Origin of the sequence: Streptomyces fodineus, assembly GCF_001735805.1 — a bacterium.
GTDB classification, from domain to species: domain Bacteria; phylum Actinomycetota; class Actinomycetes; order Streptomycetales; family Streptomycetaceae; genus Streptomyces; species Streptomyces fodineus.
The window spans coordinates 4,689,277-4,705,123 of sequence record NZ_CP017248.1; the positions used below are offsets into that span (position 1 = coordinate 4,689,277).

Annotated in this window: 17 protein-coding genes and 3 pseudogenes; 10 read left to right on the forward strand and 10 right to left on the reverse strand. The window is 70.5% G+C overall.

The features are described 5' to 3' along the window. Positions 1-69: 69 nt before the first annotated feature. On the reverse strand, positions 70-516 hold the full coding sequence (locus BFF78_RS43405) for an STAS domain-containing protein (RefSeq protein WP_079161392.1): 447 nt from the start codon (positions 514-516) through the stop codon (positions 70-72). A 128-nt stretch (positions 517-644) separates the two neighbouring features. Here BFF78_RS43405 and BFF78_RS19730 point away from each other — a divergent pair, with 128 nt between their 5' ends. From BFF78_RS19730 to BFF78_RS46915, 3 genes are all read left to right on the forward strand, one after another. Then, positions 645-995 carry a helix-turn-helix transcriptional regulator gene (locus BFF78_RS19730; protein ID WP_069779578.1) on the forward strand — a complete coding sequence of 117 codons (351 nt, stop codon included), beginning with the start codon at positions 645-647 and terminating at the stop codon, positions 993-995. 780 nt (positions 996-1,775) lie between these two features. Next, positions 1,776-2,126: a PRC-barrel domain-containing protein gene (locus BFF78_RS19735; RefSeq protein WP_069779579.1), complete on the forward strand. Its 351-nt coding sequence runs from the start codon at positions 1,776-1,778 to the stop codon at positions 2,124-2,126. Positions 2,127-2,219: 93 nt separating this feature from the next. Beyond that, a complete protein-coding gene (locus tag BFF78_RS46915; protein ID WP_165289371.1) occupies positions 2,220-2,390 on the forward strand; it encodes a hypothetical protein in 171 nt (56 codons plus the stop codon). A gap of 382 nt (positions 2,391-2,772) precedes the next feature. On the opposite strand, the gene BFF78_RS46920 is transcribed toward BFF78_RS46915, so the two are convergent. Further along, positions 2,773-2,946 (reverse strand): hypothetical protein, encoded by a 174-nt coding sequence (locus BFF78_RS46920; RefSeq protein WP_165289372.1) that lies wholly within the window; start codon positions 2,944-2,946, stop codon positions 2,773-2,775. Positions 2,947-3,970: 1,024 nt separating this feature from the next. After that, positions 3,971-4,588 carry a TetR/AcrR family transcriptional regulator gene (locus BFF78_RS19740; RefSeq protein WP_069779580.1) on the reverse strand — a complete coding sequence of 206 codons (618 nt, stop codon included), beginning with the start codon at positions 4,586-4,588 and terminating at the stop codon, positions 3,971-3,973. Positions 4,589-4,741: 153 nt separating this feature from the next. Here BFF78_RS19740 and BFF78_RS19745 point away from each other — a divergent pair, with 153 nt between their 5' ends. Both BFF78_RS19745 and BFF78_RS19750 read left to right on the forward strand, forming a co-directional pair. After that, on the forward strand, positions 4,742-5,392 hold the full coding sequence (locus BFF78_RS19745) for a peroxiredoxin-like family protein (RefSeq protein WP_069779581.1): 651 nt from the start codon (positions 4,742-4,744) through the stop codon (positions 5,390-5,392). A 508-nt stretch (positions 5,393-5,900) separates the two neighbouring features. Further along, positions 5,901-7,103 carry an IS110 family RNA-guided transposase gene (locus BFF78_RS19750; protein WP_069776535.1) on the forward strand — a complete coding sequence of 401 codons (1,203 nt, stop codon included), beginning with the start codon at positions 5,901-5,903 and terminating at the stop codon, positions 7,101-7,103. 46 nt (positions 7,104-7,149) lie between these two features. Here the strand turns inward: BFF78_RS19750 and BFF78_RS46265 are convergent, their stop codons facing one another. The 3 genes and pseudogenes from BFF78_RS46265 to BFF78_RS19760 all read right to left on the reverse strand — a co-directional run. Beyond that, complete coding sequence (locus tag BFF78_RS46265) at positions 7,150-7,545, reverse strand: hypothetical protein (protein ID WP_159033029.1); 396 nt, start codon at positions 7,543-7,545, stop codon at positions 7,150-7,152. A gap of 92 nt (positions 7,546-7,637) precedes the next feature. Further along, positions 7,638-8,150 (reverse strand): hypothetical protein, encoded by a 513-nt coding sequence (locus BFF78_RS19755; protein WP_069779582.1) that lies wholly within the window; start codon positions 8,148-8,150, stop codon positions 7,638-7,640. 202 nt (positions 8,151-8,352) lie between these two features. Continuing rightward, positions 8,353-8,766 (reverse strand): annotated as a pseudogene (locus BFF78_RS19760) (ABC transporter ATP-binding protein); the annotation flags it as partial. 178 nt (positions 8,767-8,944) lie between these two features. Between BFF78_RS19760 and BFF78_RS19765 the strand changes: the two are divergent. Further along, positions 8,945-9,457, forward strand: a complete 513-nt coding sequence (locus BFF78_RS19765; protein WP_079161393.1) for a hypothetical protein — start codon at positions 8,945-8,947, stop codon at positions 9,455-9,457. Positions 9,458-9,559: 102 nt separating this feature from the next. Beyond that, the gene (locus BFF78_RS19770; protein WP_069779583.1) at positions 9,560-10,498 is read left to right on the forward strand and encodes a hypothetical protein; all 939 of its coding nucleotides are present in this window, start codon (positions 9,560-9,562) and stop codon (positions 10,496-10,498) included. Between the two features lie 59 nt (positions 10,499-10,557). Here the strand turns inward: BFF78_RS19770 and BFF78_RS19775 are convergent, their stop codons facing one another. The 3 genes and pseudogenes from BFF78_RS19775 to BFF78_RS19785 form a co-directional block, all read right to left on the reverse strand. Continuing rightward, a complete protein-coding gene (locus tag BFF78_RS19775; RefSeq protein WP_069779584.1) occupies positions 10,558-11,409 on the reverse strand; it encodes a phosphatase PAP2 family protein in 852 nt (283 codons plus the stop codon). Positions 11,410-11,584: 175 nt separating this feature from the next. Further along, a pseudogene (locus BFF78_RS43410) lies at positions 11,585-12,235 on the reverse strand (VTC domain-containing protein); the annotation flags it as partial. Then, positions 12,232-12,903, reverse strand: a complete 672-nt coding sequence (locus BFF78_RS19785; RefSeq protein ID WP_227025878.1) for a DUF4956 domain-containing protein — start codon at positions 12,901-12,903, stop codon at positions 12,232-12,234. The pseudogene BFF78_RS43410 and the gene BFF78_RS19785, both read right to left, overlap by 4 nt. Positions 12,904-13,055: 152 nt before the next feature. Between BFF78_RS19785 and BFF78_RS48295 the strand changes: the two are divergent. From BFF78_RS48295 to BFF78_RS19800, 3 genes and pseudogenes are all read left to right on the forward strand, one after another. Next, positions 13,056-13,235: pseudogene (locus tag BFF78_RS48295) on the forward strand (response regulator); the annotation flags it as partial. Between the two features lie 58 nt (positions 13,236-13,293). Then, a complete protein-coding gene (locus tag BFF78_RS48300) occupies positions 13,294-13,707 on the forward strand; it encodes a hypothetical protein (protein ID WP_069779587.1) in 414 nt (137 codons plus the stop codon). Next, positions 13,673-14,608 (forward strand): HAMP domain-containing sensor histidine kinase, encoded by a 936-nt coding sequence (locus BFF78_RS19800; RefSeq protein WP_069779588.1) that lies wholly within the window; start codon positions 13,673-13,675, stop codon positions 14,606-14,608. Before BFF78_RS48300 ends, BFF78_RS19800 begins: the two co-directional genes overlap by 35 nt. A 12-nt stretch (positions 14,609-14,620) precedes the next feature. Here BFF78_RS19800 and BFF78_RS19805 read toward each other — a convergent pair whose 3' ends face one another. After that, positions 14,621-15,748, reverse strand: a complete 1,128-nt coding sequence (locus BFF78_RS19805) for an MFS transporter (protein ID WP_069779589.1) — start codon at positions 15,746-15,748, stop codon at positions 14,621-14,623. Positions 15,749-15,847: the final 99 nt, after the last annotated feature.

Here is a 15,847-nt window from a genome sequence, read left to right on the forward strand (position 1 = left end):
TTCGCGCACGTCGCACTGCGGCGCCGATGCGTGACGGTCGTGATAAGGAGTGCAGCGCCCTCGTGCTGGTCAGCTCACCGCCCTTGCACGCGGCTGGCTGCACGCACAACGACGTCCCTCCCGGGACGCAAACAGATCTCGTGCTCCGGTGAGATCGAGCAACCTGCCGATCGCGGCACTGGCGTCTTGTATGACGACGGTCTTGTTCCGGCTCAGGGCCCGCTGGCGAAGTTCCAGGAGAACGTTCAGGCCGGCGCAGTCACAGAAGCTGAGTCCGCTCAGGTCCAGGTCAAGACCGCTGGACGAAGCGGCAAGCGCATCGCTCAGTTGGTCTCGGAGCTGGTGACCCGAGACGAGATCGAGTTCACCGCGCACGGTGACATACACCCGGTCGTCGCTCGACGCGTACGAGGTGGCTATCTGGCCCGGCAGAAGGGGCTTGGCAGCAGCGCCTCCACCTGGGCCGGGGAAGCCCGGCGTCGTGACGGACCGTGCCCGGTAGGAAGGGTGCTGCATGGCTCACTCCCGATGCGTTCGTCGTGGTCCGCTACAACGCTCCCCCATGCCGCGAACATGCGTCAACGTTTACACGAAATCTAGTACGTGCTTTTGGTTGCGTGCATGTCTGTTCGTAGACTCGGGGCATGGATGATGTGCCCGAGCCCCACAACGGATGGACGTTCCTGACGAACCACGCCCGCGTGCTTGCAGCCATCGCGGATAACCAGAGCGCACGCGTCCGCGACATCGCCGCCCGCTGCCGCCTCACCGAACGCGCTGTGCAAAAGATCATCGCCGACCTGGAGCAGGCTGGTTACCTCTCCCACCGCCGCCAGGGGCGCGGCAACAGCTACCAGATCGACCCCGCGAAGGTCCTGCGCCACCCGGCCGAAGCCGACCAGGGCCTGACGGTAGCCTCACTCCTGGCACTGCTTGTTCAGGACGAATCCCACCGTGTGGGGCCACTCAGCGATCACACGCACGCATCTGGCTGACCTCCGCGAGAGCATGGCGACGTGCTTGCATGTGGTTGCACCGTTCTGACATCCACGAGTTACAGCCACGACAGCAGACGGCGGCGACAACCAGCAGTCGTGCATGGCACCGGTGCACGAGGTGGGACCCAGCCGGACCGGGTGGAGAACGAACTTGACCTCCCCGCCCATCGTTCGCATTGAGGCGCAACCCACGACACCCCCCGCTCGGGCCATCTCTGAGCCGTGCGGGGGCACCTAACGACGACCAACGCTGACAACCACCGACAGCTACGTTGCAGGTCGCAGCGTTGATCGATTACACAGGCGCAGGTCAGGGACCCGGCCCTTCACTTCTTCGGCTTCTAGTCGGAGCCGAACTTGCTGTTCACGGTCTCCCTGAAGGACTTGAACATGATGTTCGTCAAGACCGCCTGCGGCTGCTGACATCAGCGGCTGACACCAACAAGCACAAACAGCGACGGTCGAGGCCGGACGCCAGGGGATGATCGGCCGAGGCACACGGGCGGTTGGCCGACGTTGATAGGCCCAGTGATCGACCTGATAAGGATGATGCCCGTCCTCAAATCCTGGACGCCGGGACGGCTCAGAGCACTGCATGAGAGCCGAAGAGAGCTGGGGTGAGTGGTGGGTCGGCGGGGAGGCGACCGCCTGCGATCAGGCGTTTTCGACAGCATTCACCGGCGGTCAGAGTACGATGAAGAGGCGGTGAACCTTCCGTAGCCACTCCTCCTATCGGATGCAATGCCTTCGGGAGGCGCGGGCCGCAGGGAGCAACGCATGATCCATTCAGCCGATATCCGCGAGTGGCGCAACCGGGACGTGATCGATCCCAAGGGACGCAAGATCGGCGCCCTGGAAGCGGTCTACGTGGACACCACCACCGACGCACCGACCATGGCCACCGTCCGTACCGGCCTGCCGACTCGGCACCGACTGGTCTTCGTGCCCCTCGACGAAGCAACGCTGGGCCCCGGGTACGTAAAGGTGGCACACGGGCGAGGGCTGGTGAAGAAGGCGCCGTCCATAGGCATGGATGACGTCCTGCCGGTCGAGCGGGAAGAAGAGGTCTTCAAACACTACGAGAGGCCTTACGAGCACGGTAAGGGGCGCCGCCTCGCACGCCGCTGACCGGCCTCCATCCCAAGAGCGCCGAAGGCTGACCAAATCGCTGGTCACAGCGGCGGCTCATCACCCGCAGTAGAGGCTTGAGGATGTGCCACCATGGCGCTTTTCCTGTTCCTGATCCTCGTGGCCATCGCCCTGGGAATCATCGGCACGGTGGCGGCGGGGCTGTCCTACCTCCTGATCATCGGCATCGTGGTCTTCGTGGCGGACCTGGTCATGTTCGGTGTGCGCTGGTCCCGGCGCTCTCATCGACACTTCGTCCGGTGATGCCACCACTGCCGGCGACCCAGTACAGGCGAGAAAACGGCGGAGCCCAACATCCCGCCAGCCGCATGCACAGGCCACAATGGACTGTGAAGGGTCCGGTGACACCCTGGCAAGCCCAGAGAGAGGCATACATGCCCCTCGTGTGCCCGATCTAGCGGCAAGCGGCGGTGAGCAGCGGGGAACGCCGGAGAGAGACCCGAGAGACCGCAGGTCAGCGAATCGCCAGCTCAGACCCGGCCCGTATACGCGATCTTCTAAACTAGCTACGCGGGTTCGATTCCTGCAGCCCGCTCTGAACGCAGAAGGCCCAGGCAAGAGGTTGTTTCCCTCTCCCTGAGCCTTCAGCCGTTCCTGGGACGGATTCAAGCCTGAGGCGGCGTGCTCAGCGCTTGTAGGAGCCCTTGGTCTGTTCCTTCGTGCCTCGCATCTTGCCTCGTGCTTCGAGAGCGGCGCCTTTCGCCGCGAGGGTTTCCCTGTGCATCGCGTGGGCCGCCGTCCGCACGGTCTTTCCGACGATCTGTTCGGCCTTTGCCTTGGCCCGTTCTCCGGCGCTCATGTCGGTACCTCCGTGGGTCTCACTGGCCGTGTGCCCCTTGAGGCAAAGGGTGAAGCCACCCTAGCGGGCCGCGTTGGTAACAGGCGGCCGAGGTCCCCACGGGCCCGACGCGGAGGGCTTCCAGATCGGCTCCCACCTGGATGATCGCCTCGATGCCTTCGTGGCGGCGGCGCGTATTGCCAGGGACGGTCTGCTTCGCGTGAGGGGATCGGAACGATGACAGTGGCAGCTCAGCCGGGGACGTGCAGCCCCGGGTGGCGTCCCGCCGAGTGGTGTAGGAATCAGGGCCACCTCGCTCCGGCGACCGCTTCTTCAGCAAGCACCGTCGAGATCCCTCGAGTGCTGTCGATGCCGTTCCCGGCCGCCGGAGCGGCCTCTGCTCGGGCGTCGGCCCTGTCGGTGCTTGTGACCTGCGGAGTCATGAACCCACATCGCTACACCACCTCGGGGGACGCGACCCAGCCCCGTCGGCTGGGCCGTCTCTGGGCCGCCCGACGCCGCTCGGTGGCGACCACTGGCGCCTACTCATGGCAGTCGTAGCGAGCGGCAGCCGCAGGTCACCCAAGTGGATCTGCGACACTGGTACAGCCATGCCTGAGCCCGGAGAACTGAGCTGACTCGCGCTGATCCACGCATCGGGTGAGTGTCTAACTGCGTGACAACGCCGACGAACAACGGCGGACGAGCGCGGACGTCTGCGGACCATCAGCGCCGGTAGACGGCAGGACCTCCCAAGGCAGCACGCCTACCGAAGTTGCTTCGGGGCGAAGAGGTCGTGGTTCAAATCCCGCCACCCCGACGCTGTAGTGCCAGGTCAGGGCCTGATCCAGTGAGTGGATCAGGCCCTGACGGGTTTCTGGAGGTCGTTCAGGGCGCCGTTGAGGGCGGAGGAGCGGGCGGCCTCGGCAGCTGGTGTCTGCTCGGGCGTCCCCCAGGGCGCATCCGGGTGCAGGGACTGGGCATGGTCCGCCGGGAATGCCCGTGAGGTGCAGGCCCGGCCAGTGATCGACGCACCGCTGACGGATCAGCTCGGCTTCGGCCGCGTCGTGGTGGGCAGGCGGGCGATCGACTTCAGCGCGGCCGTCACCGTCCGGTTCAGCGACTGAGCATCGGCTCCGGCGCGCGAGCGCAGGTTCACACCGTAGGCGAGCAAGCCGAGCAGCTCGGCCGATGCCTCCGGATCGGTTCCCGCGGCGAGTTGGCCGTCGGCCTCGGCCGTGACGAGCGCCGCGCGCATCGCGTCCCGCAACTCCTGATGATGCTGGTCGAGGACGGCACGGACCTCGGGCCCCTCATGCTCCGCGCCGGCATGCGCGTTGACGGCCATGCAGCCCCAGCGGGCGTACTCGCCCGAGCATCGCGCCTCGATCAGGCCGGCGAAGAAGTCGGCGATGGCGGGCAGCCCCCGCTCGTCCTGTGCGAGCCGGTGGAACGCCGGCCGGGCGCGGTGGTCGAGGTAGCGGCGCAGTGCGGCGAGGTAGAGCTCCTGCTTGCCACCGAAGGTCGCATAGAGGCTGGAGCGGTTGAGACCGGTCGCCGTCACGACGTCCTGAATGCCGGTCGAGGCCACGCCCTGCCGCCAGAACAGACGCTCCACCGTCTCCAGGGCCGCATCCGGGTCGAAGTGCTTGATGTCCGCCATGGTTCACCCGCCATCTTGAAACGACGATTTCAAGATACCCCCGCCCACCCTCCAGCCATTCATGCCGGATCCCTTGGCGCGGGATCACGCCGACGCTATCTTGAAACGGTCATTCCAAGTTAGTCGGAACGTCGACCGGGAGGAACGGACACCATGACCACACTCAACGCCGAGCTACGCGCCTTCTACGAAGCCCGCCAGCAGCAGATCCCCGCCGAGATACGGGAGATCATGCGCCGAGCCGGTCAGGAACTCGCCGACTCCGGGCAGGCCGACCGCGCCCTCGGCATCGGCGATCCCGCGCCCCGCTTCCGGCTGCCCTCGGCGACCGGTCGGACGGTGGCCCTGGACGACCTGCTCGCAGTGGGTCCGGTCGTCCTGACCTTCTACCGCGGCGCCTGGTGCCCCTACTGCAACATCGCCCTGCACGCCCTTCAGCAGCACCACACCGACATCACCGCGCACGGCGCACGACTGGTCGCCGTCTCCCCGCAGATCCCCGACGAGTCCCTCACCCTCACCGAGAAGCACGGCCTGGCCTTCGACGTCCTGAGCGACATCGGCTCCGACACCGCCAAGCAGTACGGCCTCGCCTTCGACCTCCCCGACGACCTGGCCGACGTCTACGACAAGCTCGGCTTCGACCTCCGGCGCGTCAACGACGGCCACCGGCGCACCCTGCCGCTGCCCGCCACCTACGTCATCGACCGCGCCGGCACCATCCGATGGGCCTTCGTCAACCCCGACTACACCACCCGAGCCGAACCCGCCGACATCCTCGCGGCGCTCGGGACGCTGGGCTGACGACCCATCACCGTGCCACGCCCGGCGGCGGAGACGGACGCTGCTTCCGGACCGCCCGAGGCGCGGCCGAGCGGCACAACACGGCAGCAGCAGGGGAAGCCGCTCACCTGCTGGTGCCCTGGCCGCAGGCCGAAGGCGGGGAGAGCACATCTTCGGGATCCCCGGTGAAGAGAACACCCGCCGGTCCAACGGCGGGCGACGGAGGAACCCCCGCTCGGGCACGACGAAGGCCCCCGGCCGACCCCCGTTATCTTCTTCGCGGTCCTGCAAGAGGACCGCTGGCCTCCGGGCCCGGCATGGCTGGTCCCCCCTGTCGAAAGCATGACCTGGGGGGTGGTGCCACCGGGCCCGAGAGGCGCCGTTGGAGACGCTGATGAGAGGTCCGACTACCGCCTGGCCCGGCGCAACGCCCGGCCGCTTGCGGGCGGCAGGTCTGCATAACGTGGATGCGCGCATACGACGCCAACGCCCTGGCCAGCACCGCACGAACCCCCCTCTGGAGGATGGGTTGGACGACATCGACGACGTGGGCGTCTTCCTCGGCCTGGACGTCGGCAAGAGCGCCCATCACGGGCACGGGCTGACCCCGGCCGGCAAGAAGGTCTTCGACAAGCAGCTGCCCAACAGCGAGCCGAAGCTGCGGGCCGTCTTCGACAAGCTGGCCGCGAAGTTCGGCACCGTGCTGGTGATCGTGGACCAGCCCGCCTCCATCGGAGCACTCCCGCTCACGGTCGCCCGGGACGCCGGCTGCAAGGTCGCCTACCTGCCCGGCCTGTCCATGCGGCGGATCGCCGATCTCTACCCGGGCGAGGCAAAAACCGACGCGAAGGACGCCGCGGTAATCGCGGACGCCGCACGGACCATGCCGCACACCCTGCGCTCGCTCCAGCTGACCGACGAGATCACCGCCGAGCTGACCGTGCTGGTGGGCTTCGACCAGGACCTGGCGGCCGAGGCGACCCGCACCTCCAACCGGATACGCGGCCTGCTCACCCAGTTCCACCCCAGCCTGGAACGCGTCCTCGGCCCGCGCCTGGACCACCCCGCCGTGACCTGGCTGCTGGAACGCTACGGATCCCCAGCCAGCCTGCGAAAGGCCGGTCGCCGCAAGCTCGTTGAGGTGATCCGGCCCAAGGCCCCGCGCATGGCCGCCCGGCTGATCGACGAGGTCTTCGACGCGCTCGACGAGCAGACCGTCGTGGTCCCGGGCACCGGCACCCTCGACCTCGTGATCCCCTCCCTGGCCCGCTCGCTCGCGGCCGTCCACGAACAGCGACGAGCCCTGGAAGCACAGATCGGACAGCTGCTGGAGGCTCACCCTCTTTCCGCGGTCCTGACCTCGATTCCGGGGGTCGCGGTCAGGACCGCCGCCACCTTGCTGGTCACCGTCGGCGACGGCACCAGCTTCCCCACCGCCGCCCACCTGGCCTCCTACGCCGGCCTCGCCCCGACCACCAAGTCATCGGGAACCTCGATCCACGGCGAACACGCGCCCAGAGGCGGCAACCGGCAACTCAAGCGGGCGATGTTCCTGTCCGCGTTCGCCGCCCTGCACGATCCCGCCTCCCGCACCTACTACGACCGATGCCGGGCCCGCGGGAAGACCCACACCCAGGCCCTCCTCCGTCTGGCCCGCCAGCGGATCAACGTGCTGTTCGCCATGCTCCGCGACGGCACCTTCTACGAACCCAGAACCCCACGCCTCGCTTGACGAAAGACATAGAGGCACCCCCCCCGGGCGCCAGGGAGGCGGCCCGCTAGGAACGGTCGCCACCCCCGGAAGAGCGGTGACCGCGACCGGGCCCACCGACGGTTTCCTGGGTGCCGCCTCTTTGAGAGGACGCATGGTGGGTCAGTACCTTCATGATCTCCGAGGCCAGCGCATCTGCCAGAGCGGGCGCGAGAGATTCCGCCAGCGCGGTCGCCAGGGTCTGTGCAAGCAGGACCCTTTCCAGTTCAGAAGAACGGGAGGGCGGGTGGGACAGGGACGCCACGACCGCTTCCATCAGGGCCCCCGCCATTGGATCCTTTCCACGCCGGACACCGGCACCGGCATGCGGAATTCCGGCATCGCGCACAATTTCCTCGAAGATCTCGTCGATGAAGGCCTCCAAGGGATCCCGTTCCGATTGTCCGCCCGACTCAGCTGCCATTCTGGTTCCTCAAGTCTTCGATTGCCGTACGGGGCCTGCCCCCCGATGCCGACGACTGCAAGGCTCGGGGGGCAGGGGGTCGCCATTTCCTCTTAGCGGCGCATGAGCGCAGCGAGGAGAAGCGGGTTGTCGATCAGCGACTCGCCACGCTCCTCACGGCGACGACGCATGAGCGCCGCAAGCAGCAGCGGGTGCTCGATGATCGACTCCTCGCCACGCTCCTCACGACGGCGCGCGAGCGCGGCGAGGAGAAGCGGGTGCTCGATGATCGACTCCCCGCCACGCTCCTCACGGCGACGACGCATGAGCGCCGCAAGCAGCAGCGGGTGCTCGATGATCGACTCCTCGCCACGCTCCTTACGACGGCGCATGAGCGCGGCGAGGAGAAGCGGATGCCCGATGATCGACTCCTCGCCGCCCTCTTCGCGGCGCCGCGCGAGCGCGGCGAGGAGAAGCGGATGGTCGACGATCGGTTCCTCGCCGCGCTCCTCGCGACGGGACAGCATCGCTGCCAGCAGGAGCGGACCGAAGGCGGATTCCTCGCCGAACTCTTCCTGGCCTGCCTCGGCCTTTTCTCGAGTGGGAGTCTCCGTCGTTGCCGTCATGGTTCCCTCTTTCTTTGACGCATGACTCAGCGGAGTACTCGACTGTCACCAGCGCGCACTCCGCCCTTCACCGCCATCGTCGAGGCATGCGACGCTGACCGCACTTCGATCATGCGCCACTGGGCCGCAGAAATTCCCGAGACTCACGCGAGTCGCGAGCGATGGCCACGGAATGAGGAAAATGAGGGAACGCATCCGCCCATCAGGTGTTCTCATCAGGGGCTCCTCGCCCGTCGAACCGCTTCATGCGCTCCAGAACCTGGTCTGTCTCCGGCTGCCGGAGTTCGTCCACGACGTGGCCGTCCGCGAGGAAGACCACCCGGTCCGCGTACGCGGCGGCGGCCGGGTCGTGAGTGACCATCACGATCGTCTGACCCATCCCGCGGACCAAGTGCCCGAGCAGCGAGAGCACCTCCGCTCCGGATCGTGTGTCCAGGTTGCCCGTCGGCTCGTCCGCGAAGATGATCTCGGGCCGGCCTGCCAGAGCCCTGGCGCAGGCGACGCGCTGCTGCTGTCCCCCGGAGAGCTCCCCGGGCCGGTGGGACAGCCGTTCCTCCAGGCCGAGTGCGGTGACGACCTGCTCCAGCCACCGCACATCCGGCCGCCGCCCCGCGATGCAGGTTGTCGCGGCCAGTAATACGCAGATTGATCCGCGTAACTTCCCACTTCTCTGCCTCGGCACGTGGGAAAAGGCTGGTGCTCCAGGTTGCGCAGAGGAACGTGGCCTTCGAACACCCCATCCCCTCGGCCCGCTCCCCCGCGCTCCTGCTCGTACGTCCACGTAAGGTGAAACCGTGAAGCTCGCGCAGCCCGTCGCCGGCACGGTCAGGGCCCGTATCCGCTCCGCGGTACGGCCCTGCGTTCTGGTCGCCGTCCTGCTCGGGCTGTTTCTCATGCACGGCGGTCCGGCCGCGGCCGCCGGCGGCTGCCACGGGGGCATGCCGGACACCACCGCCATGCGATCGGGTTCGGGTTCGGCCCCGGCTTCGGGGCATGCCGTGATGGCCGCGCACCCCGCCGAGCGCTCCCTGGCCGCGCACTCCATGGCTGCGGCCCCCGCCGACCGCCCCCTGGCCGTGGGCGCCAAAGCCGTCCCTCGCGCGCACGACGCCATGCCGGGCGCTCTGTGCCTCGCCGTCACCCCCCGCTCCGAGATCCCGTCGGCCCCGGCCGCCGCGGCCGGCCTCGTGGTTCCGGTTGCCCTCGTGCTGCCGTGGGCCCGGCGGGCGTCCGGCGGTACCCGGCGCCGGGGGCCGCCGGGCGGTGGGCGGGAACTGCTTCTCCAGGTGTGTATCGCGCGGACGTGACGAGACCCCGGGGCTCGGCGCTCGGCTCGTTGCCGTCGTCCCGCTCAGGTCTCACCCGTTCGGCCGCGCCGTCTCACGGCGCCCACCTGGAAAGACACATCCATGTCCAAGCTCTTCCGCACGCCCCGCCGCGCCCTCGCGGCGGCCGCCGCCACCGCGGCGCTCACCCTGACCCTCGCCGCCTGCGGCTCAAGCTCCGGCGCCGGCTCCGGCAGTGACAACGGCCATGGCGGAGCCATGGCCGGCATGCACCACGGCTCCACGCCGTCCGCCCCGGCCTCCTCCGACGACATGGCGTCGATGCCCGGCATGGGATCGGCGTCCCCCGGCAACGGCCTGGCCGCCCAGAAGGACGGCTACCGGATGGCCTCCACCACCTCCGCGCTGCCCGCCGGCAAGGCGACCGGGTACCGCTTCACCATCACGGGCCCGGACGGAAAGCCGGTCACCGGCTTCGCCGTCGACCAGACCCAGCGGATGCACTTCTACGCCATCCGCTCCGACCTCACCGGCTTCCAGCACCTGCACCCCACCATGGCCCGCAGCGGCACCTGGACCGCGCCGCTGGCCGCGCTGCAGCCGGGCACCTGGCGGCTGTACGCCTCCTTCACCCCCGACAGCGGCTCCGGCAAAGGCCAGGGCTTCGTCCTCAGCCGCACCGTGAAGGTGTCCGGCATGGCGATGACCTCGCCCCTGCCCGAGGCGTCCGGCACGACCACCGTCGACGGGTACACCGTGACGGTCAAGGGCGACTTGATGGCTGGCATGGCCCACCAGCTGACCGCCACCGTCACCAAGGACGGCAAGCCGGTCACCGACCTCCAGCCCTACCTCGACACCTACGCCCACCTGACCGCCTTCCACCAGGGCGATCTGGCCTTCGCCCACCTCCACCCGGAGACGAAGGCCGACGGCGAGCACGGCGGGCCGGAGCTGTCCTTCCACGCCGAGTTCGCCCGGTCGGGGAACTGGCGGCTGTTCCTCCAGTTCAAGACCGGCGGCAGGCTGCACACCGCGGCCCTGACCCTGCACGTCAGCTGACCGAAGGGCGCCTTGGCCACAGCAGTGGTCAAGGCGCCCGTCAGCGGCGCGGGTGGCCGTCAGTGGCCGCTGACCGCCAGTTCGTAGTCACCGATCAGATCGCCCAGCAGCGTTCCGGCCGTCAGGTCGCTGGTGACGTGGCCGGCCATGTAGAGGCGGGAGTAGAGGACCTGGGCCCGCATCCACTCGTAGTCCTCGGCCCGGTGCGGGGAGAGGGCGCTGAGGAAGGTGACGGCCGCGGCGGACCGGGCCGCGTGCCGGGAGGGGTAGGAGTACGGGCCCTTGGCGCCGGGCTTGATGTGCTTCTCCGGGCGCAGGCTCGGGTCCAGGACGAACGGCGCCGGCTGCCTGTCCTTGGCCGCCAGCCGGTCGCTGATCGTCTTGGCCAGCTTCAGCGCCGCCTTGAGCTCGGCCTTCTCCGCCGTGCCCTTGGCGGCGGGGACGAGTTCGGTCTGGTCGTGCAGGTAGACCTTCCAGACGTCCTTCTTGCCGTTCAGCTCCAGCCAGGTGGCCGCCTTCTTCCCGGCGGCCGTCCGGGTCTTGGCGAGGGCCTGGACCTGGCGGAGTTCGGCGGTGCGCTGCTTCGCCGCGGGCGGGGCGGGGACCTGCCGGGCGGCCCAGGCGGCGAACGCCTTGTCGTCGCGGGCGGTGCCGTGCGCCTTCCTCCACTGGGCGAAGAGGGCGTCGGCCTTCGTCCGCTGGGCGGCGGCCAGCTTGCCGATCGGGGCGATCTGGGCGTCGGTGAAGAGTGCCGGGGGCGGGCTCTGCTTGATGCGGTCGGTCGCCGAGAGCTTCAGCCCGGGGAATCCGGCCGCGGCCAGCTGCGGTCGCAGCAGCCCGAAGGCCGCGGCGGCCACGGCGATCAGCGCGATGACGGCGTACGGCCATTTGATGCCGCGCAGGACGTTCATGCGACGGGGTCCTTTCGAGGAGCGGTACGGGGTGTGCCGCGGCGGCGACGGCGGTGACGGCGGTGAAGTGGGCGCGGGCGAGCCGGCGTACGTCGTTGTCGGGCAGGCCCGGCGTGAGCAGCGATCGGCCGACGACGTACTTGCTGAGGGAGACGGGCCGGGCGCCCAGGCGCAGCAGCAGGCGGTCGGCGGGGGCGGGACGGGCGCCGCCCTTGGTCTCCACCAGGACCTGCCCCGCCTCGAGGGCCGCGGTGCGGTCCCCGTGGTGGCAGGTGAGGCCGCCGTCGAGGGTGACGCGCGTTCCGTGGTCCAGGTCGGCGAGGGCCGCGCGGACATAGCGGACCTCCGCGGCCGGGGACAGGGCCGCGGCGGTGACGGGGATGTCCGCCCGGCGCAGCACCCCGTCGACGAACTCGGCCGCCCGGTCGTCCAGTTGGCCGTACCCATGGGCGGGGACCCTGAGGGCGTGCTTGACGGTGGCGCCGCGCCCGTCCTTCGTCTTCACCTCCACCCGGCACAGCCCGTCCTCCGCGTACAGGCGGGTGCGGACCTTCCAGCGCCGGCGGCGCCCCTGGACATGGGCCCGCCAGGCGCCGAGCTGCGCGGTGTCGAAGTAGGTGCTGAGGTAGCCGGTCGTACGGCGGCCGGCCAGGTCGAGGACATGGTGGCTGTCGGCGAGCCGGGCGACGAGGTCGCGCGCGCGGTCGAGGGGGACCAGGTACTTGCGGTCGGTGCGGTGCTGGAGCGCGGCCGCCGCGTCGACCTCGGCGAGCGTGGCGCCGCGCAGCGCGGACAGAGCGAGGTCCGCCGCGAGGGAGGAGGTCATCCGACGGCCACCTGCTCGCGCGGCTCGGTGTCCTGGGCGTCCTGGGCGTCCTGGGCGCCGGCGGACTTGTCCGGGGCGAGGGGGTAGCGGGCAAAGACCCGGGTGGTCTCGCGGACGTAGTCGACCTCGTCGACCTCGACCGACAGCGGTGCCCGGCCGAAGCGGAACGCGATGTCCTGGGCGATCAGGGAGGGGTCCTCGTAGATCCGGTCCAGGGTCAGTTTCACCGTGCGGGTCGGCGGCTCGTAGGCACGGGGGTCGTCCACCAGCAGGACCGCGAGCAGCACCACCGCGTCCCGGGCTATGACGAGCCAGCTGTCGCGCTGCGGAAGCCCGGTGCACAGGGCGATGACCAGGGTGACGAAGGTGTAGGCGACGTCGCGCAGGGTGAAGGCGGCGCTGCGCAGCCGGACCAGGGAGAGGATGCCGAACAGTCCGAAGCCGACCCCGGCGGGGAACTTGCCCGCGCTGATCGTGCTCATCGCCGCGAACAGCCCGGTGTTCAGCGCGGCCAGGACCAGCGGCATCGCCGGTACGCTGGGGCGGCGCCGGTAGAGCCAGCCGACCAGGACCATCAGGGCGACGACGTCGAGGCCGCCGCGGGTGACGAGGTCGCTGGGGGCGATGTGGTGGGTGATGCCCTTGGCGGCGAGCACCAGTACGTCCATTGCTGTCCCTTCCGTCCCGGCACGTCGGACGGCGGACCGGTCGCGGCCCGCGGTGCGCCGCGACGTGAAGGACGGTAGGGATGTCACATGAACAGACCATGAAGCCTGCCGGGCGCCCGGAGCCGGAGCCGGGGGCGGTTAGCCTGGCCGCCATGCACTACCTGGTCGTCGACGACGAGACCCGCCTCACCGACCTCGTCGTCCGCTACCTCACCGAGTCCGGACACACCGCCGAGGGGTGTTACGACGGCCCCTCCGGGCTGGCCGCCGCCCGTGACCCGCGCCTGGATGGGATCGTCCTGGACGTGATGCTGCCCGGGATGGACGGCGTCGAGGTGTGCCGGACGGCTGCGTGCATGGTTCGGGCGGCTGCCCGTCGTCACGCGGCTCGTGCTGGCCGTCGCCGTCACCATGTCCCTCGTCCTGGCCGGTACGGCCGGGCTGGTCTACTGGCGCGTCCAGACCGCCCTCGACCAGCAGCTCCACGACGACCTGGCCGCCTACGGGCACAGCCTCGACCGGGCCCTGCACGCCGGAACCGCGCTGCCGCCGGGCCCCAGCGGCAGCCTCTACCAGGTCCTCGACGCGCACGGCCGGGTCCTCGGCTCCAGTGACACCGTCGACCACCGGTCCCTGCTCACGCCCGCCGAGCTCGACTCCGCCGTGCGCGGCCGCAGGGTGCACCGCGACGTCGGCCCCCCGGCTGCCGATCACCCCGGGCACCCTGCGCCTCCAGGCCGAGCGCGTCACGGCCGGCGGAGCAACGCGCGTGGTCGTCGCCGCCGTACGCCGCGGGCACCGTGACGAGGCGCTGCGCGAACTCCTCGCCCAGCTCGCCCTCGCCTCCGGGCTGACCTTGATCGCCGCCTCGTACGTCGGCTACCGCACCGCCCGCGCCGCCCTGCGCCCCGTCGAGCGGTACCGCACCGCGGCCGCCACCCTCGCCGACGGCGCGCAGAACCTGCGCCTGGACGTGCCGGCCGACCGCGACGACGAGATCACCCGGCTCGGACACACCCTCAACCGCATGCTCGACCGCCTTCGGGCATCCGCCGCCCGTGAGCGCCGTTTCGTCGCCGACGCCAGCCACGAGCTGCGTACCCCGCTGGCCCTGCTGCGCGCCGAGGTCGACGTCGCGCTGCACCGCCCCCGCTCGGCCGAGGAGCTCAACCAGACCCTGCGCTCGGTGGACGCCGAGGTCCAGCGCCTGATCGACCTCTCCAACGCCCTGCTGGACCTGGAGGAACTGGGCAGCGCCGACCACATCACCCGGGCACCGGTACGACTGCCCGACCTGGTCGAGACCGCCGTTGCCCCGCATCTGCGCACCGCCGGGCGGGCGGGGCGGGGCCTCACCGCCGACGTGGCGGACACCAGCGTCGACGTCGACGCCCGCTGGCTGGTGCCCGCCATCGGCAACCTCGTCGGCAACGCCCTGCGCCACGGACACGGGGCCGTCGCCGTTACGGCCACCGTCCACGAGGGCAGGCTGTGGCTGTCCGTCACGGACGAGGGGCCGGGCTTCCCGGCCGAGTTCCTGCCCCGGGCGTTCGACCGCTTCGCCCGCGCGGAGGCCAGCCGCACGAGCGAGGGGTCCGGGCTGGGGCTCGCCTTCGTGCAGGCGGTGGCCATGGCTCATGGGGGCAGCGCGCGGGTGGAGAACCTCGGGGGCGGGGCGGCGGTCACCGTCGATGTGCCGTGCTGAAAGCGCCCCGCTTCACTCGCCCCGACGGAGGGACGCCACCACCGCCCCCGCCCCGACAAGAACCCCGAGCGCACCGAAGCCGTAGTTCAGCGTGGCCCCGGTCGCAACCGCCGCCACCAGCAACGGCCCGCCCGCATCGCCCAGTTCGCGCCCGAGTTCCGCCGCCCCCATGGTCTGGCCCAGCCTCTCCCGAGGGGTCGACGAGGCCAGCGCGGCGAAGCCCAGCGGGGTGATCAGGCCGGTGCCGACGCCGATGAGGGCGGCTCCGGTGAGGATGCCGGTGAGGCCCGGAAGCATCGCGCAGCCCAGACCCGCCGCGGTGACCGACAGGCCCGCGGCCAGACCGGCACGGGTGGTGAGCCGCCCGTCGTCCAGAGCGCGCCCGGCCCGCGGCTGGACGACGGCCGCGCAGCCGGCGAGCACCGACACCGCGGCCCCGGTGGCCACCGTGCCCAGCCCGGCGGCCCGGCCCGAGACCGGCAGGAAGCCCACCCCGACCGACAGGGCGGCGGTCGCCGCGGCCAGCGCGGACGTCGGGGCGAGGAAGGCGGGGTCGGCGAGCCGCCGGGCCAGGTCCAGCACGGTCTGCCGGGCCTTGGGCAGCGGCGGTACGACGGGCACGGCGAGCGCGGCCCAGCAGGCTACCGCCGCGCCCAGCACCGCCAGGACGGCGAACAGCAGCCGCAGGCCGCCGGCCCACGCCAGCACGCCGCCGAGCAGCGGGCCGAGCGTGTAGCCGACGGACTTGCAGAAGCCGTAACTGCCGAACGCGCGGCCGTGCCCCGCGGCCGGGTTGAGGCGGGCCACCAGCGCCGAGGCCGACGGGGAGAACGCGGAGGCCGCGGCGCCCTGGCCGAGCCGGGCCGCCCACAGCCAGCCGGGGCTGTCCGCCATCACGTACAGCGCGGACGCCGCCGCGAAGGCGACGAGGCCGCCGAGCAGCACCGGACGGGCGCCGATCCGGTCGGCGAGGGTGCCGAAGACCGGCTTGAGGACCACCTCGGCGCCGTCGTACAGGGCGAGCAGACCGCCCAGCACCAGCAGTGAGGTGACCGCGTGTTTCGTGTGGCCGCCGAGGTTCGCGGCGATGCCGTGCGCGCCGAAGGCCGTGGTGAACCCGGCCGCGTACAGCGGCCACATCTGCCGCGCCCCCGCGGGCCGCGCGCTCCCCGCTACCCCTCGGCGGCCCGCCGCTTCCCTGTCCGCCACACCGGCGAATGTAGCAAGCGTGACCTCGTC

Bases quoted from the DNA above. Each gene is read 5' to 3' on its own strand.
- BFF78_RS43405 (WP_079161392.1), bottom strand. From the start codon at position 516: ATGCAGCACCCTTCCTACCGGGCACGGTCCGTCACGACGCCGGGCTTC.
- BFF78_RS19730 (WP_069779578.1), top strand. From the start codon at position 645: ATGGATGATGTGCCCGAGCCCCACAACGGATGGACGTTCCTGACGAAC.
- BFF78_RS19735 (WP_069779579.1), top strand. From the start codon at position 1,776: ATGATCCATTCAGCCGATATCCGCGAGTGGCGCAACCGGGACGTGATC.
- BFF78_RS46915 (WP_165289371.1), top strand. From the start codon at position 2,220: ATGGCGCTTTTCCTGTTCCTGATCCTCGTGGCCATCGCCCTGGGAATC.
- BFF78_RS46920 (WP_165289372.1), bottom strand. From the start codon at position 2,946: ATGAGCGCCGGAGAACGGGCCAAGGCAAAGGCCGAACAGATCGTCGGA.
- BFF78_RS19740 (WP_069779580.1), bottom strand. From the start codon at position 4,588: ATGGCGGACATCAAGCACTTCGACCCGGATGCGGCCCTGGAGACGGTG.
- BFF78_RS19745 (WP_069779581.1), top strand. From the start codon at position 4,742: ATGACCACACTCAACGCCGAGCTACGCGCCTTCTACGAAGCCCGCCAG.
- BFF78_RS46265 (WP_159033029.1), bottom strand. From the start codon at position 7,545: ATGGCAGCTGAGTCGGGCGGACAATCGGAACGGGATCCCTTGGAGGCC.
- BFF78_RS19755 (WP_069779582.1), bottom strand. From the start codon at position 8,150: ATGACGGCAACGACGGAGACTCCCACTCGAGAAAAGGCCGAGGCAGGC.
- BFF78_RS19770 (WP_069779583.1), top strand. From the start codon at position 9,560: ATGTCCAAGCTCTTCCGCACGCCCCGCCGCGCCCTCGCGGCGGCCGCC.
- BFF78_RS19775 (WP_069779584.1), bottom strand. From the start codon at position 11,409: ATGAACGTCCTGCGCGGCATCAAATGGCCGTACGCCGTCATCGCGCTG.
- BFF78_RS19785 (WP_227025878.1), bottom strand. From the start codon at position 12,903: ATGGACGTACTGGTGCTCGCCGCCAAGGGCATCACCCACCACATCGCC.
- BFF78_RS19805 (WP_069779589.1), bottom strand. From the start codon at position 15,748: ATGTGGCCGCTGTACGCGGCCGGGTTCACCACGGCCTTCGGCGCGCAC.